The following is a 14,526-nucleotide window of genomic DNA, read 5'->3' on the forward strand; positions in this document are numbered from 1 at the left end:
CCGGTGCCTCCCTTTTATGAAGAAGGTAATCCGGACAAGGCTATCACTTGGTTTAAAGATACTCCTGAGGGAAGTCAGATTTATTCTGAAATGACATTTACAGGGAGATGGCAAGAAAATATGGGACGCAGCTATATATGTCTGAGTGTGATGAGATTCCCGGGGAAATCATCTACGAGGATGATTTTCAGATTGCCATCAAGAATCAGAGGACCGATATTCGTATTACAACACATTAAATATAGGAGCATCTTATGAGAAAAATACTATGTTCGACAGGGGCATTGTTTCCGCGAACAACGCCCGAAAAGTATATTGCGCTTGGTGATATGGCAGACAAACTAAACTGCAATGGATTTGAGTTCATGGTGGACAGTACGATGTATGAAAATGTGCACAAGCTAATTCAAATCGTTAAGCCACTGAAGTTATGGATTCCGGTGGTGCACTGTCAGAAATCGCTGGGGGAATCTTTATGTGGTATGAAAGCTTGGTTTGACGAGACAGGATATCATGAATACAGAATGACGGATGAGGAGGATCGGACAGCCTTCCAAAACGGGATAGAACGCTTTCGAGTGAATTTGGAGATTGCAGGTGCCTTCGGTGCTGACAAAATGGTGCTCCACCTCTGGAACGGTATTGTATCTGATAAGAATCTTTCCAAAAACATCGAACGCTTTGGCGTGTTAAATGAACTGGCGAGAGCTTCCCGGGTAGAACTGATGATTGAAAATGTGGTATGTAACCACAAGAATCCTCTCGAAAACATAAGAAGAGTACACGAAGCATACCGATGCGCCACTTTTGTCTATGACACCAAGATGTCTGAGTTTCACAATCAGACCATGGAACTGTTTTCCTCTGAGTGGGACTGGTTGCTTCGCGAGTGTCTGGTATCGCACATGCACATTAATGACTATAATGGCGGGTACATGGACTGGAGCAATTTGAAAACACTTCCCGTCGGAGCGGGAAAGATTGATTTTATAGGCTTTTTTGATAAGCTTGCAAAATATGACTATGCAGGTGACTTCACGGTGGAAGCGACTGCTATTTGCAGGGAAACCGGTGAAGTGGATTACGATATGCTGAATGCATGTTTTGACAGGATTCGGAACCTGCTGCGACATACTGAAACACATAAATAAAGTAAATCAGAGGAGGAAAATCAACCATGAAAAAGAGAATGATTGAAATAATGGACAAATTTCATCAATACAATTCCGACAACATGGCATATCTTGCTTTCGGTCTTGATAAGAATGAACACTATGATGCGCTGGTTGTTGCGCCAAGCTTTTCTCCGTATAAACTTAAGATGGATAGCTATTGCAAGGTCACAACATTAAAGGAAGGCGCATATATTGCGGGATATCTCGTTGAAAAAGATGACCTGAAGATTGCATGGATAAAAACTGCATCATCAGATTCAAATTTGATTGATCATGTGGCAGTATGTGCAGAGCTGACTTTTGACAAAATGATTTTTATAGGTGCAGTTGGCGCATTAAAACCGGAGTTTGAGCTTGGCGATTTGTGCACGCCTTCTTTTTCAATCGCTGGAGGATTTGCACATACCTATCTGAAAGATTCTATCAAAGATTTTGTTCCTTTTGAAAGGGTAGAACCTGATATGGAATTTATAAATAATGTTGTTGGAATCGCGGAAGAAAGCGGTTATGAATTAAAGAAAGCATCTGTATTTTGCACACCTTCAATTGCTGCAGAATACTATCATCTTGAAGAAATAAAAGAGTTCGATACTGACTTAATTGAAATGGAAACAGCGTCTCTTTATCTTATGGCAGATTTATTGGAGATACCGACAGTTGCGCTTCTGGTAGTATCAGATAATTCTGCTACAGGAGCCGCTTTGGTAGGTCGGACAGATGAGGAACAGAGTAGATATGACTATGGGCGAAACGTAGTACTTCCTACAATGATATTAAAGACTGCAGATGCAAAGTGAAGCGTCATATATAGAAATGTAAGGTAAGTTCCTTATTTTGTACCATATGTTAATATGTTCGAGATATTAAATAGAAACTCTGAAAAATTCTTGACAAAAACGAACAAATATTCTATATTATCAACGGTGATTCTATACCCAAAAACAGAAAATGTGAATATACAAACAAAGCTCAAACCCGTGTGGTTTGGGCTTTTTCCAGTTTTGTAAGAATTCTGAGGACAACAATTTGAAAAAAGTCAATTAACACTTTGCGACAGGTTTTGGACAGAATTTTTCACAAAACTGTTTGTGCAACACTAACAAATTTTGGGGAATGTATAGTCTCGCAAAGGTAACAACATGGCAATCGAGTAGTATCGGTTGCTTTTTTGTTGCTCATTTTTAGAAATTATCGACTGTCCCGGAAGAATGATTTCTAAAAGATTACAAATGTGAAAAAAATGGAGGAAAAGAAAAATGAAAGAGTATTCAAAAGGTATTTATGTGAAATTTAAACAGGAGGAGGTGGAGATGATTCATGAACGTATGAAGGAGGCCGGAGTTCAAAATATGAGCGCCTTTATCAGAAAAATGGCTTTGAATGGATATTTGATCAATTTGCGATGGCCAGATTTGAGTAAGGTGTTGTTCTTGCATTCAAGAATTAGCAATAACCTAAATCAGTATTCGAAAAAAGCAAATGAAACCGGAAATATCTACAGAGAGGATATTGCTGAATTAAAAGAGATGCATGCTGAGCAAACTAAGTTACTTAGAAAAACGCTTAAGTCAGTTATTCATCTTTATGATGTAGATTTAAGGAAGAGAAATTAATTATTTTCAAAAAGCGTCAGCGTGGCTCTGCGGCTTGCCAGCAGTTCAAGGGGATTGGGGGCGCAAGACGTCCGGTGGACGTCTGTTCTGCGCGGACCGGAGTGGAACGGAGACTACTCCACAACAAGCAAAAATGCGCTGGGTATATACCGGTGCACTGCTTGCCGATTTGTGAAATAGCATGATAGTTAGTATGAATAATGTCAGAAAGGATTTTAATTATGGTTAAGAATAAAGTGGTTCTAAAAGAAAGAGATGCATGGAGTGATTTGGCAAATTTTATCGGAGAGATGGTAGCAAAGTATGCGGAAGCAATGGATTTGGATAGTTTACCGGATCCGGATCATTATCTTCTCATGAAAAGAATAAAACAGCTGTATGTCGAATTTTATAAAGAGAAGAATATTGAAAAATTCAGAAATACAAAAATCTCTATTGAAAGAAAAGTTGCGGCATGATATTATAACCGTAAAGACGGATATATTAATTATAATATACGGATATGCATAGAATGCTGACGGAGGAAAAATCATGATTATCAGTGAAAGAATTTTTTATGTGATGGAGCAGAAGAACATAACGCAGTTGGAACTCTCAAGAAGAACCGGAATTGCAACGAGCAACATCAGTGACTGGAAAAAGAAAAAGACAAATCCAAAAGCGGATTGTTTGCTTTCAATATGTGATGCATTAGATATTACTCCTGAACAGCTTTTGACAGGAAAAGGAATTGAACCGGAATATAAAGATTCAGATATGGATTATGAAGTTACTAGGTCAGATATTAAGATTTTAAAACAGATACATAGTCTAGGTGATGAGCAGTATAAACGACTGATGGCGTATATAAAGGCCTTGCAGAAGTTGGAACAGATGGAGAGTATTGTGGAGGATTGATTAATCTCAAGTTGCGTTAACGTTCAAGGTGAATTAACTGCACCTTGAATCAAAAATCCATGAAGTCACAATTTGTGACTTCATGAAATGGAATTGAAAAATCAATCTGACGGAACTAATAACCGGTTTGGTAGGGGGAAAAATGGAAGATACAAAGGAATTGATTACTACAGATGATATTCGTAGTAAAGTGTATATAATTCGCGGACAGCAGGTAATGCTAGATAAAGATTTAGCAGAAATCTATGGATATGAAGTCAAACGATTAAATGAGCAGGTGAAGCGGAACATTAGTAGATTTCCAGAGGATTTCATGTTTCAACTAAATAAAGAAGAAATACCGGAGGGATTTTCAAAGTCGCAATTTGCGACTTTGAACGAAAAGAGTAATAGACAGGGATCCAATATTAAAAAGATGCCTTTTGCGTTTACAGAGCAAGGAATCTATATGCTTGCTACAGTACTTCGCGGAGAATTAGCAGAGCAACAAAGCATTTTTATTATGCGTACCTTTAGAGAAATGCGACATTATATTAAACAGAACCAGCAATTTGTAACAAGATCTGAAATGGAGTTACTATCATCTAAAGTTACTGAAATATCAGTGCAGACAGCTGGGTTAATAGATAAACAGAAACAAACAGTCCAAAAGGTTAATTTGATTCAAAAGAATGTTGAACAGCTAAGTGAGAATTTTATTTCGGAAAAGGATGTCAAAAATTTTGTAATTTACAAAGGGCAGAAGTTAGAGGCTGACATTGCGTACATAGAAATCTATCAGCAAGCAAAGAAATCAATCTATGTTGTGGATGATTATATGAATGCAAAGTCATTACAACATCTTTCTCAAAAAGCTGGTGGTGTGGGGATTATTTTATTTACAGAGAATGGAAAAGGTAGTAAAGGATTTCTTACAAAATCTTTAGTAACAGATTTTCAAAATGAATATCCTTCTCTTCGAATTAAGCCTAATCCCGATTGTCATGACAGGTTAATTGTACTTGATTATGGTGAGGAGACAGAACTGGTTTATCACTGCGGGGCATCAAGTAAAGATGCAGGGAAGAAACTTTGTGCTATTAATCAGATTACAGAAACCGCAATTATTCATCCGGTAATAGATAGATTACTCTCGTTGCCAGATAAACAAATATAACTTGCGGCCGATTTTTCGACTGCAAGATTGATGTTATGAGGTGAAAAGAATGTCTAAAGAGAAGATAAAAGTGTATCTCTACACTCGTGTCTCAACAGCTATGCAGATAGATGGTTATTCACTGGAAGCACAGAAAACCAAAATGAAAGCATTCTGTGACTATAATGAATATGAAATAGCCGGCGAGTATGAAGACGCAGGAAAATCCGGTAAATCCATTGAAGGAAGAATTGCTTTTAATCAGATGATGGACGATATCAAATCAGGAAAAGATGCAGTATCCTATGTCCTTGTATTCAAGCTTTCCAGATTTGGAAGAAATGCAGCAGATGTACTTGCTACACTACAGGTGATGCAGGACTTTGGAGTTAATCTAATCTGTGTAGAGGATGGAATTGATTCATCTAAAGATGCCGGTAAACTTATGATATCTGTGCTGTCAGCAGTGGCAGAGATTGAGCGTGAGAACATTCGTGTTCAGACCATGGAAGGCAGGATGCAGAAAGCCAGGGAAGGCAAATGGAATGGTGGCTTTGCACCGTATGGATATTCGCTTATTGATGGCAAACTGGAAGTCAATGAGGAAGAAGCAGTTGCCATCAGAACGATATTTGATCAATATGTAAATACGGATTTGGGAGCGAATGGAATTGCTAAGTATTTAGAAAATCACGGAATCCATAAGATAGCCAGACAAAATGGTACCAATCCATTATTTGATGCTGCTCTTATCAGAAGAATTATTCAGAATCCGGTTTATTGCGGCAAAATCTCTTATGGCAGGAGACGGACAGAAAAGGTTCATGGTACGAGGAATGAGTATAGGAAGGTAAGGAAGGAGCTTCTTGTATATTGGGATGATGAAGAATTTGATTTCTCTAACAAAAGAATCATCAAGATGACTCTATTTGGGGATGAGATTGCTACCACTGATGTAACCGATGCCTACAAAAAAATTCATTCGGCGGTGTACGATTTTGATCCGGCCGAGTATCTTAGGGTAATTAATACTGTTTCTGGTGGGGGTGATATTCGGTGTCCTTACATGGTAGCAAATGGAGTTTACATTACTACAAATATTAGTTCCCAGGCAAAAATGGAAAATATACAGAGATTGTTTGAGGCTTTTGGTTTTGAATCAAAAGATTTAATATTTGAAGTGCGAGATATTCCTAAAGCTTTGAAGTTTGATATTTCTGATGAAAAAACATATTGTGTTTTGAAGGTTGGAGAATTGGCAAAAAGGCTAATAGGGAAAGCCTTGGTCGACAGGAGAATAACCGAGGAAGAAATAGCACTATTACATGATAAGAATTACTCAAAACGACTTTTTCCTCAAAATTACTATCCAGTGCTTGCAGACAGTGTTGATGCACATCGGGGTAAAAGTAAAACTACTCGATACTATAAAGATCCAGTAATTATTGATGGGAGAGAAATATTCGTTTCAAGTCAATGGTTTGAGGACGATAGGGATAATCTTTTAGAATGGTATAGAAATCATTCATAGCATTCTTAATAGAGCGGGCAATTTAATACTAAGTTGTCCGCTTTTTGTATTTTTCTGATTAGCATTTCATTTTCTTATGACCAAGTTTACTGGTCAGCAATCCATTTTTAAATTTAAAGGGGCTTTTTCTAATGGTTTTTAGGGGGTGCATTAGGGGGTGCAATCGTTCATTGTATCAAAATGGTGGTTACGATGAATGCAAAGTAGGCTGTTATCCGTACTCAAAATCTCCTTTATTTTCAATGATTTTTACATTTTTATATACAGTTAGCCTAATCTGAGTTATAATGAGAACAGCCTATACGGGTGTACTCCATAACGATAACGCAGGAGGGCATTATGGCTATCGTTAAAAAATTGAAACAGCATCCGCCATTACCGCCGTCAAGATATGAGGTTGGCATCTATTGCCGGGTCAGCACTGCAAGTAAAACACAAGTCGTGAGCGCTGTTCATCAGCTGTCCGGTCTTATTGCAGATGTGGCTAATAGCCAGCAGGCGCGGCTGTATGACGTCTATTTGGACATTCAGTCCGGCAGGACATCTGATAACCGTAAGAATTTAATGCGGCTCCTGGACGATTGCAGAACCGGGAGAGTGACTCTTGTGTACACCAAGTCCATCAGCCGATTTGCCAGAAATACGGTAGATGTTCTGGCTATTGTTCGGGAACTGAAGAAGATGAATGTCCCGGTCTACTTTGAGAATGAGCAGCTGTATTCCTTTGACAAGGAAGCGGAATTTGCAATCAGCCTTCATGGAACCATTGCCCAGGGCGAGTCTGAGAACAAGAGTGAGAATATCAAGTGGAGCCTGGATAAGGCTGCCCAGAACCCGGATGCTCAGCTCTATAATCGAAAATGCTACGGATACAGCAATGCCGAAGATGGCAGCCTGGTAATCAACGATCCGGAGGCAGAGGTAATACGGCAGATATTCCAGATGTACCTGGATGGATATAGTATCGGCGGGATTAAGAAGTATCTGGAAGAAAAGGGAATTTTGACTTCCAGAGGAAGAAGCACCTGGTCGAAGCGTACCATCGAAACCATACTGGCCAATGAGAAATATGTCGGTGATGTCATTCTCTATAAGACCTTCTCCCCTAACTTCCCGGAGAAGAAGCGAATACCAAACAACGGAGAGCATCAGAAATACATCCAGGAAGATCATCACCCGTCTATCATCTCACGAGAGATGTTCAGAGCCGTACAGGAAATGCGTGAGAGCAGAAGTAACATCGAGCGTCATGCAGATGGGACTGTAACCAGGAAGGCCAAGAGGTACACTGGGAAGAAAGAGTGAAAAGGTTACTGGAGAATTGTGAAAATCGATATTTCGCTGAGGATAGTATTCCCTTAACGAGAGGTAAATACATGGAATTAAAATTTTGCGCAAGAATTCTTCAAAATGAGAATACGGATGCTGCCTATGTAGAGATTCCTTACGATATCAAAGAACTTTTTGGCAAAGGGCTGCTGCTGGTGAATGCAACTTTTGATGGTATTCCGTATCGCGGGCAAGTGGTAAAAATGGGAACTCCGTGTTATATCATCGGCGTTTCAAAACAGATACGTAAGCAAATTGGTAAGAGCTTTGGTGATATTGTTGAAGTCGTTCTTCAGGAAAGAGACAGTGAGAAAATCCCTATATGGAAATGTCCAAAATGTGGAAGAGAGTTTAAGAAAAAGGGCAGAGTCATTACTGCGGTGAAAAGCCAAAGACGATTGATGAATATATCTTGAACCAGGATGAGGATAAGCAGGAAGATCTGCGTTATGTCCGTCAGATTCTTCACAGTGCATTACCGGAAGCGGAAGAACGTATCTCCTGGAGTATGCCGACTTATTGGAAAAAACATAATTTTTCTCATTGGCTGTCCTGATATCATTTCACAGACATCTGCACGGACATTATACTTTTTAGCCAGAAGATAAGATATATATCCATCCCTGAGTTGTTTATTCTCATCTACTACAATCGCATGCGGCAGTTGATGTTTTTTCTGATAATATTTTTCATAATACCATAGCTTCTCTGGCGAAGAATCCAACATCATGTCTGTTTGAATTTTTTCAATTGGGCAACGCCTCTGATCCGCCATATCTGTCAGATATGGATCCAGAATCCCATTCCCGTCATGTGTGCGGTATCACAAAGGAAATTATCCGAAAAGAAAATTTTCAGTTTCCCTTGACAAATTATTTAGAATGATTATAATTAAATTAGAATAATTCTAAAATGGACCATGAAAAGGGAGTTTATATGACCAAATACGAGAAAGAGATATTTTCCATCATAAATACCTCGCAGGAACATCTGGCCGCAGAGCAGATTTTCCGTAAACTGCGGGAGATCCATCCAAACGCAGTTCTCGCAACGGTATATAATAATCTGAACAGGCTTCTGGATGCAGAACTGATCCGCAGAATATCCATGGAAGGTATGCCGGATCGATATGACCGCACAGAGAAACATGATCACCTGGTGTGCAGAGTCTGCGGAAAGCTCGCAGATACAAAATTTCGGGATCTCACGGCATCCCTGCGTGAACAGATGGGTGATGGATTTCTGTATTATGATCTGAAAGTTTACTATGTGTGTCCCGAGTGCAGAAAAAAGCAGCAGGAGACAGCAGATAGGAACCTTACAGATGCAAAAACCTATTCATAATATAAAACAATGAGATTGGGAGGGATACAAAATGTTAAAAGGAAAAACTGCCATTGTAACGGGTGGAACCAGAGGAATCGGTTTTTCGATTGTGAAAAGATATCTGGAAAATGGTGCAAATGTTGCGATCGCCGGCTCCAGACAGGAATCTGTGGAAAAAGCCATGGAAAACCTTGGCGAATATCAGGGACGTGTAATGGGAATCTGGCCGAATCTGGGTTCGCCGGAGGAGGTAGCAGAAGCATTTGCTTCCGTAAAAGAAAAATTCGGAAGTCTTGATATTCTGGCAAATAATGCCGGAATTTCTTCCAGAACCAGTCTGTATGACTATACACTGGAGGAATTTCAGAAAATTGTTGATATTAACCTGACAGCTGTATTTATCTGTTCACAGGCTGCTGCCAGAATCATGAAGGATCAGGGCGGCGGAGTGATCATCAATACCAGTTCCATGGTTGGTGAATATGGACAGCCTTCCGGATGCGGTTATCCGGCAACGAAATTTGCGGTAAATGGTCTGACAAAATCACTGGCGAGAGAACTGGCAAAGGATCATATCCGTGTGAACGCAGTGGCTCCGGGTGTGACAAGGACAGACATGGTAGCCGCACTTCCAAAGGAAATGGTAGAAAGAATTTCTGCCGGAATCCCTCTGGGACGAATGGGAGAGCCTCTGGATATTGCCAACGCTTATCTCTATCTGGCAAGTGATCTGGCAAGCTATGTAACCGGAATTACCCTGCGTGTTGACGGCGCTGCGATGACTTGACAGGAGTGTGATGAATATGAATAAAAAAGCAATGTATCAGCTGACATACGGATTATTTGTACTGACATCCCGTATCGGAGTGAAGGATCACGGCTGTATTATTAATACGGCCGGACAGGTGACCTCCAGTCCGAACAGAATCAGTATTGCCGTAAACAAAGACAACCTGACACATGATGTGATCATGGCCAGCAGAAAATTCAATCTTTCCATTTTGAGTGAAAAGGCAGATTTTGAGATTTTCCGGCATTTTGGATTTCAGTCCGGAAGAACCACGGATAAATTTGCGGATTACCCGTTCTGCAGACGCAGTGAAAACGGACTGTTTTACCTTACGGAAGGAACGAATGCCTACATCAGTGCAAGCGTGGAACAGACCATTGATCTGGGCAGCCATACTCTGTTTATTGCAGCTGTAGAAGATATGGATGTACTGTCAGCAGTACCTTCTGCCACCTATGCATATTATCAGTCCAACATTAAGCCGAAACCGGAAAAGAAAGCTCCCTCCGGAAAAACAACATGGCGCTGTACCGTATGCGGATATACTTATGAAGGAGAAGAACTTCCTGCAGATTTTGTGTGTCCGATCTGCAAGCATCCGGCCTCTGACTTTGAAAAAGTGACGGATATGTAGACTTGCTGAAAGAATTCTATCCGATGTCACAAGTCATTGCCACAAAAATATGCGGTTTTTTGCCATAAAAATGGCTTAAAACCGCATATTTTCTGAATAGTTGCTTCTTTTCTCCGTACAGAAGCCTCCATCTCTATAATACTTTACTTCCATTAGCTGTAAGCTTAAACTTTGCACCCAGAAGTTCCGCTGCTTTTCTGCACATCATCATTCTTCCAAGAAAGATTTCAAAATACTCATACATGGTACAGATATCTTCATCTATTTGCAGGTTCAATGTGATAGAACGTTTCTGTACATTCACCTTCACTGTTGCATTTGTAACTGCATAATTCACACGGTCATGCTTATCAAAGCCGGATTTTTCTTCGTTTCTCACACGATTCCTTCTGACATCAGTTTTATCTGCCAGGATCAATACAGCAGATACTGCATCAACCGCTCCCCATGTAGATTTATCATGATTTCCAATGGCAGACACGATAATGCCCCTGTCTGTCAGCGGAATATCCAGTTTTTCTAGGAGCGAATACGCTAAAATAGCTCCATATTCACCATGATTTTTCCGGTTGATCGCATTTCCAATATCATGCAGAGCCCCTGCAATCTCTGCAAGCTCAATTTCATGCTCGGAATATCCAAACTTTTTCAGAATCATTCCTGCCCGTTTTGCTACAATCGCACAATGTTTTTCCGAATGATCCGTATATCCCAGCATCCCGAGATTGTCATTCCCTTTCTTCAGAAGTGATTTTACTTCTTTGTTTTGTAATATATCCTTTGTATTTCAATTTAACTTATCCTTAAGCTTCTTCCCCATCGTGATCGGAATATTTCAGGAAATACCTTAATCCAATCTGCCCCTGGACTTCATCCACCATATTCATACAACAGTTTCCTCTTTATTAATCCCGTCTTTCCTTTGCTTTTTTTCCCTTCTTTTCAACAACCTTACGCACATCAGCACCAAAGTTACGCTTTACAACCTGCTTATTTACGGACAAGGTTCTTTTTTCAAAATCAATATCATCCCAAGTCAGGGCAAAGGCTTCTGAAATACGCAACCCGGTATAGAAACCAATCATCAAAGGAATGAAGTATCTGCCTTTGATGAGGATCGCAAGGCTACGCTGGAGTGTGGTATGAATGGATTCATCTCGAAGCCATTAGACCTTAAGGAACTTATTCAGGTGTTGAATAGCGTATTGGATAAAAAACAGCAGTAAAAGCCTATTCGATGCTTGACAAATAAATTATAATGAGAAGAAAGAGATATTGACCTTGGCTCGTTGATATCTCTTTTTTCGTGGAAGAAAAGACTACTCTGCAATCCTTCATAAAATGAAGAGCAGTTTAATTCAAAGCCCGGATGGAGGAGGTGCATCTCCTGTATTTAGGGGAGCAAAAGGGGGTGCAACCGTTGAATTGTATCAAAATGGTGGTTGCGATGAATGCAAAGTAGGCTGTTACCCTATACTCCAGATTACCCGTATTTTCAATGTTTTTTACATTTTTATATACAGTTAGCCTAATCTGAGTTATAATCAGAACAGCCTATAGGGGTGTACTCTATAACGATAACGCAGGAGGGCATTATGACTATCGTTAAAAAATTGAAACAGCATCCGCCATTACCGCCGTCAAGATATGAGGTTGGCATCTATTGCCGGGTCAGCACTGCAAGTAAAACACAAGTCGTGAGCGCTGGTCATCAGCTGTCCGGTCTTATTGCTGATGTGGCTCATAGCCAGCAGGCGCGGCTGTATGACGTTTATTTGGACGTTCAGTCCGGAAGGACATCTGATAACCGTAAGAACTTAATGCGGCTCTTGGACGATTGCAGAGCTGGGAGAGTGACCCTTGTGTACACCAAGTCCATCAGCCGCTTTGCCAGAAACACGGTGGATGTTCTGACTATTGTCCGGGAACTGAAGAAGATGAATGTCCCGGTCTACTTTGAGAATGAGCAGCTGTATTCCTTTGACAAGGAAGCGGAACTTGCAATCAGCCTTCATGGAGCCATTGCCCAGGGCGAGTCTGAGAACAAGAGTGAGAATATCAAGTGGAGTCTGGATAAGGCTGCCCAGAACCCGGATGCACAAATATATAACCGAAAATGCTACGGATACAGCAATGCCGAAGATGGCAGCCTGGTAATCAACGAGTCGGAGGCAGAGGTAATACGTCAGGTATTCCAACTGTACCTGGACGGATATAGTGTGGGCGGCATCAAGAAGTATCTGGAAGGAAACGGCATTTTGACTTCCAGGGGAAAAATGATCTGGTCGAAGCGTTCCATTGAAACCATATTGACCAATGAGAAGTATATCGGTGATGTCATTCTCTATAAGACCTTCTCCCCTAACTTCCCGGAGAAGAAGCGTATACCAAACAACGGAGAGCATCAGAAATACATCCAGAAGGATCATCATCCGGCAATCATCTCACGAGAGACGTTCCGGGCAGTCCAGGAAATGCGTGAGAGCAGGAGCAACATCGAGCGTCATGCAGATGGTACGGCAACCAGAAAGGCCAGGAGGTACACTGGGAAGAAAGAGTAAATATTGGTTTAAAGAGTTTTATAACTCGAAATTTTTCTAACAGTTTTTCTGATTTAGGTAATCAATATATTCTTCGCCCCACTCACCAAGAGCATCGAGAACTTTCTCAAATTTTTTTCCGATACTGGTCAATGAATACTCTACTAAGGAAACAAATCGAAAACTTCCGCTTTATTAAACTGAATACCCATTATGAGCACTGGTTAGCAATAACTGGTGCTTTTCTTTGGGTTTAGGTAAACGGCCTATGATCCGGAATGTATTTTGGCTCCTTTTGCTGCAAAGTAAGTTGGAATATTTAGGATTTTTTCGAGTTCTTCATCTTCTTGTCGGTTTCCGTTTTGTATTTCTTGATATAACTTGGAGTCTGGATAAACTGTCAGTATGTTTGGACCACTCAGAAAAGGATGTGGCTGATTAAAAACGTCTGCGGAGGCTTTTTACACTGGCATCACCATTTAATGTCAAAATGACTTTATTATAATTTTAATATTGAAAATCATTATTATAATGGTTATAATAATACGTGCATGGAGGACGAAATGGCAAATTCATCAGATATACGAAAAGACAACAAGAAAAAAATATATAGATTAATGTTGGATCATCAACAATATACAAAACAGCAGATATCTGTAAAAACCGGTTTAAGTGTAGCAACCTGTAATACTTTGTTAAATGATATGACTGCCAATAAAGTACTTGTCACTGGAGAAGAGAAAGAATTTCGTGGTGTAGGAAGAAGTTCCTGGCTTTATGAGATTGATGGCGAGCATGAGCATTACATCCTTGTGAGTTTTGCAGTCAATCAGGGAATGAGGAATGTTGATTATTATGTAGTATCAGCAACAGGAAATATCATAAGAAAAGAATGTACAGTTTGTGAAACTATTGATTGTGAGAACGTTATTTCAGTGATTGATGGATTAATCTCTGATTGCAGCAGCATGAAACAGATTGTGTTGGGGATTCCTGGTGTGATCGACGGGGCAGAGATTGAGTTTTGTGATATTAAGGAACTTGAAATCGCTGATATTAAGAGAAAACTACAGGAACATTTCAAATTGATAGTATCAATGGAAAACGACATGCATTGTATGGCTTATGGATATGGGAGAAAAAAGCAGCTGGTGAACGAGGTTATTACTCTTGCAGGATTTCCAAGCCATATTCTGCCGGGAACGGTAACCATGCATAAGGGTCAGATTATCAGCGGATATAATGGAATCGCAGGGCTTGCAGGATTTATGCCTTTTGGAATTAATCCGGATGAAGTACCGGATATGATGGTGGAAGGTAAGTGCCTTGATATCATATCAAGGATTATAGGTGCTATCATAGCATTTCAAAATCCAAATGAAATTGTTTTTTCTGGAGATCTGATTAATAACAAGATTTTGTCTGAGGTGAAGGATTACTGCAGGAGGAGCATTCCGGAAAAATATATGCCAGTGTTCAAAATGGTTCCTGGTTTCACTGAATATCTGATTGAAGGTATGTTTCAGATTGCAGTAGAAAATAAAGAATTATAAATA

At 40.0% G+C, this 14,526-nt stretch carries 18 protein-coding genes; 15 read left to right on the forward strand and 3 right to left on the reverse strand.

The genetic code is table 11. The annotated features are described in order from the left end of the window. The first annotated feature begins 254 nt into the window (after positions 1–254). The 13 genes from FYJ57_RS04920 (at position 255) to FYJ57_RS04975 (ending at position 10,430) form a co-directional block, all read left to right on the forward strand. Complete coding sequence (locus FYJ57_RS04920) at positions 255–1,151, forward strand: sugar phosphate isomerase/epimerase family protein (RefSeq protein ID WP_154431740.1); 897 nt, start codon at positions 255–257, stop codon at positions 1,149–1,151. A gap of 26 nt (positions 1,152–1,177) precedes the next feature. After that, positions 1,178–1,972: a phosphorylase family protein gene (locus tag FYJ57_RS04925; RefSeq protein WP_154431741.1), complete on the forward strand. Its 795-nt coding sequence runs from the start codon at positions 1,178–1,180 to the stop codon at positions 1,970–1,972. 459 nt (positions 1,973–2,431) lie between these two features. After that, on the forward strand, positions 2,432–2,788 hold the full coding sequence (locus FYJ57_RS04930) for a plasmid mobilization protein (RefSeq protein ID WP_154431742.1): 357 nt from the start codon (positions 2,432–2,434) through the stop codon (positions 2,786–2,788). A 221-nt stretch (positions 2,789–3,009) separates the two neighbouring features. Then, positions 3,010–3,246: a hypothetical protein gene (locus FYJ57_RS04935; protein ID WP_154431743.1), complete on the forward strand. Its 237-nt coding sequence runs from the start codon at positions 3,010–3,012 to the stop codon at positions 3,244–3,246. A gap of 73 nt (positions 3,247–3,319) precedes the next feature. Then, complete coding sequence (locus FYJ57_RS04940; RefSeq protein WP_154431744.1) at positions 3,320–3,685, forward strand: helix-turn-helix domain-containing protein; 366 nt, start codon at positions 3,320–3,322, stop codon at positions 3,683–3,685. Positions 3,686–3,827: 142 nt separating this feature from the next. Continuing rightward, a complete protein-coding gene (locus FYJ57_RS04945; protein WP_154431745.1) occupies positions 3,828–4,841 on the forward strand; it encodes an ORF6N domain-containing protein in 1,014 nt (337 codons plus the stop codon). 49 nt (positions 4,842–4,890) lie between these two features. Further along, complete coding sequence (locus FYJ57_RS15315; RefSeq protein WP_235904400.1) at positions 4,891–6,351, forward strand: recombinase family protein; 1,461 nt, start codon at positions 4,891–4,893, stop codon at positions 6,349–6,351. A gap of 339 nt (positions 6,352–6,690) precedes the next feature. Further along, positions 6,691–7,656: a recombinase family protein gene (locus FYJ57_RS04955; protein WP_154431746.1), complete on the forward strand. Its 966-nt coding sequence runs from the start codon at positions 6,691–6,693 to the stop codon at positions 7,654–7,656. A 71-nt stretch (positions 7,657–7,727) separates the two neighbouring features. Beyond that, positions 7,728–8,096, forward strand: coding sequence for a DUF1905 domain-containing protein (locus FYJ57_RS15320; protein ID WP_321067900.1), 369 nt, complete (start codon positions 7,728–7,730; stop codon positions 8,094–8,096). Then, the gene (locus tag FYJ57_RS15325) at positions 8,093–8,236 is read left to right on the forward strand and encodes a DUF1801 domain-containing protein (RefSeq protein ID WP_235904401.1); all 144 of its coding nucleotides are present in this window, start codon (positions 8,093–8,095) and stop codon (positions 8,234–8,236) included. Before FYJ57_RS15320 ends, FYJ57_RS15325 begins: the two co-directional genes overlap by 4 nt. Positions 8,237–8,616: 380 nt before the next feature. Further along, a complete protein-coding gene (locus FYJ57_RS04965) occupies positions 8,617–9,024 on the forward strand; it encodes a Fur family transcriptional regulator (RefSeq protein ID WP_154431747.1) in 408 nt (135 codons plus the stop codon). A 31-nt stretch (positions 9,025–9,055) separates the two neighbouring features. Next, positions 9,056–9,793: an SDR family NAD(P)-dependent oxidoreductase gene (locus FYJ57_RS04970; protein WP_154431748.1), complete on the forward strand. Its 738-nt coding sequence runs from the start codon at positions 9,056–9,058 to the stop codon at positions 9,791–9,793. Between the two features lie 16 nt (positions 9,794–9,809). Beyond that, positions 9,810–10,430 carry a flavin reductase gene (locus tag FYJ57_RS04975; protein WP_154431749.1) on the forward strand — a complete coding sequence of 207 codons (621 nt, stop codon included), beginning with the start codon at positions 9,810–9,812 and terminating at the stop codon, positions 10,428–10,430. A gap of 133 nt (positions 10,431–10,563) precedes the next feature. On the opposite strand, the gene FYJ57_RS04980 is transcribed toward FYJ57_RS04975, so the two are convergent. Further along, a complete protein-coding gene (locus FYJ57_RS04980) occupies positions 10,564–11,148 on the reverse strand; it encodes an HD domain-containing protein (protein ID WP_235904403.1) in 585 nt (194 codons plus the stop codon). Positions 11,149–11,335: 187 nt separating this feature from the next. Next, complete coding sequence (locus FYJ57_RS04985; RefSeq protein ID WP_154431856.1) at positions 11,336–11,515, reverse strand: tyrosine-type recombinase/integrase; 180 nt, start codon at positions 11,513–11,515, stop codon at positions 11,336–11,338. A gap of 510 nt (positions 11,516–12,025) precedes the next feature. Between FYJ57_RS04985 and FYJ57_RS04990 the strand changes: the two genes are divergently transcribed. Next, a complete protein-coding gene (locus FYJ57_RS04990) occupies positions 12,026–12,991 on the forward strand; it encodes a recombinase family protein (protein WP_154431752.1) in 966 nt (321 codons plus the stop codon). Positions 12,992–13,027: 36 nt separating this feature from the next. On the opposite strand, the gene FYJ57_RS16190 is transcribed toward FYJ57_RS04990, so the two are convergent. After that, complete coding sequence (locus tag FYJ57_RS16190) at positions 13,028–13,123, reverse strand: hypothetical protein (RefSeq protein ID WP_154431754.1); 96 nt, start codon at positions 13,121–13,123, stop codon at positions 13,028–13,030. A gap of 398 nt (positions 13,124–13,521) precedes the next feature. On the opposite strand from FYJ57_RS16190, the gene FYJ57_RS05000 reads away from it, so the two are divergent. Continuing rightward, positions 13,522–14,523, forward strand: coding sequence for an ROK family transcriptional regulator (locus FYJ57_RS05000; protein WP_154431755.1), 1,002 nt, complete (start codon positions 13,522–13,524; stop codon positions 14,521–14,523). The last annotated feature ends 3 nt before the right edge of the window (positions 14,524–14,526 follow it).

This window comes from Oliverpabstia intestinalis (assembly GCF_009696065.1).
In the GTDB taxonomy this organism is placed as follows: Bacteria; Bacillota; Clostridia; order Lachnospirales; family Lachnospiraceae; genus Oliverpabstia; species Oliverpabstia intestinalis.

Coding starts and splice junctions, on each gene's coding strand:
- FYJ57_RS15320 (WP_321067900.1), top strand. CDS start 7,728: ATGGAATTAAAATTTTGCGCAAGAATTCTTCAAAATGAGAATACGGAT.
- FYJ57_RS04920 (WP_154431740.1), top strand. CDS start 255: ATGAGAAAAATACTATGTTCGACAGGGGCATTGTTTCCGCGAACAACG.
- FYJ57_RS04935 (WP_154431743.1), top strand. CDS start 3,010: ATGGTTAAGAATAAAGTGGTTCTAAAAGAAAGAGATGCATGGAGTGAT.
- FYJ57_RS04955 (WP_154431746.1), top strand. CDS start 6,691: ATGGCTATCGTTAAAAAATTGAAACAGCATCCGCCATTACCGCCGTCA.
- FYJ57_RS04940 (WP_154431744.1), top strand. CDS start 3,320: ATGATTATCAGTGAAAGAATTTTTTATGTGATGGAGCAGAAGAACATA.
- FYJ57_RS04975 (WP_154431749.1), top strand. CDS start 9,810: ATGAATAAAAAAGCAATGTATCAGCTGACATACGGATTATTTGTACTG.
- FYJ57_RS15315 (WP_235904400.1), top strand. CDS start 4,891: ATGTCTAAAGAGAAGATAAAAGTGTATCTCTACACTCGTGTCTCAACA.
- FYJ57_RS04990 (WP_154431752.1), top strand. CDS start 12,026: ATGACTATCGTTAAAAAATTGAAACAGCATCCGCCATTACCGCCGTCA.
- FYJ57_RS04980 (WP_235904403.1), bottom strand. CDS start 11,148: ATGCTGGGATATACGGATCATTCGGAAAAACATTGTGCGATTGTAGCA.
- FYJ57_RS05000 (WP_154431755.1), top strand. CDS start 13,522: ATGGAGGACGAAATGGCAAATTCATCAGATATACGAAAAGACAACAAG.
- FYJ57_RS04925 (WP_154431741.1), top strand. CDS start 1,178: ATGAAAAAGAGAATGATTGAAATAATGGACAAATTTCATCAATACAAT.
- FYJ57_RS04965 (WP_154431747.1), top strand. CDS start 8,617: ATGACCAAATACGAGAAAGAGATATTTTCCATCATAAATACCTCGCAG.
- FYJ57_RS04930 (WP_154431742.1), top strand. CDS start 2,432: ATGAAAGAGTATTCAAAAGGTATTTATGTGAAATTTAAACAGGAGGAG.
- FYJ57_RS04970 (WP_154431748.1), top strand. CDS start 9,056: ATGTTAAAAGGAAAAACTGCCATTGTAACGGGTGGAACCAGAGGAATC.
- FYJ57_RS04945 (WP_154431745.1), top strand. CDS start 3,828: ATGGAAGATACAAAGGAATTGATTACTACAGATGATATTCGTAGTAAA.
- FYJ57_RS04985 (WP_154431856.1), bottom strand. CDS start 11,515: ATGATTGGTTTCTATACCGGGTTGCGTATTTCAGAAGCCTTTGCCCTG.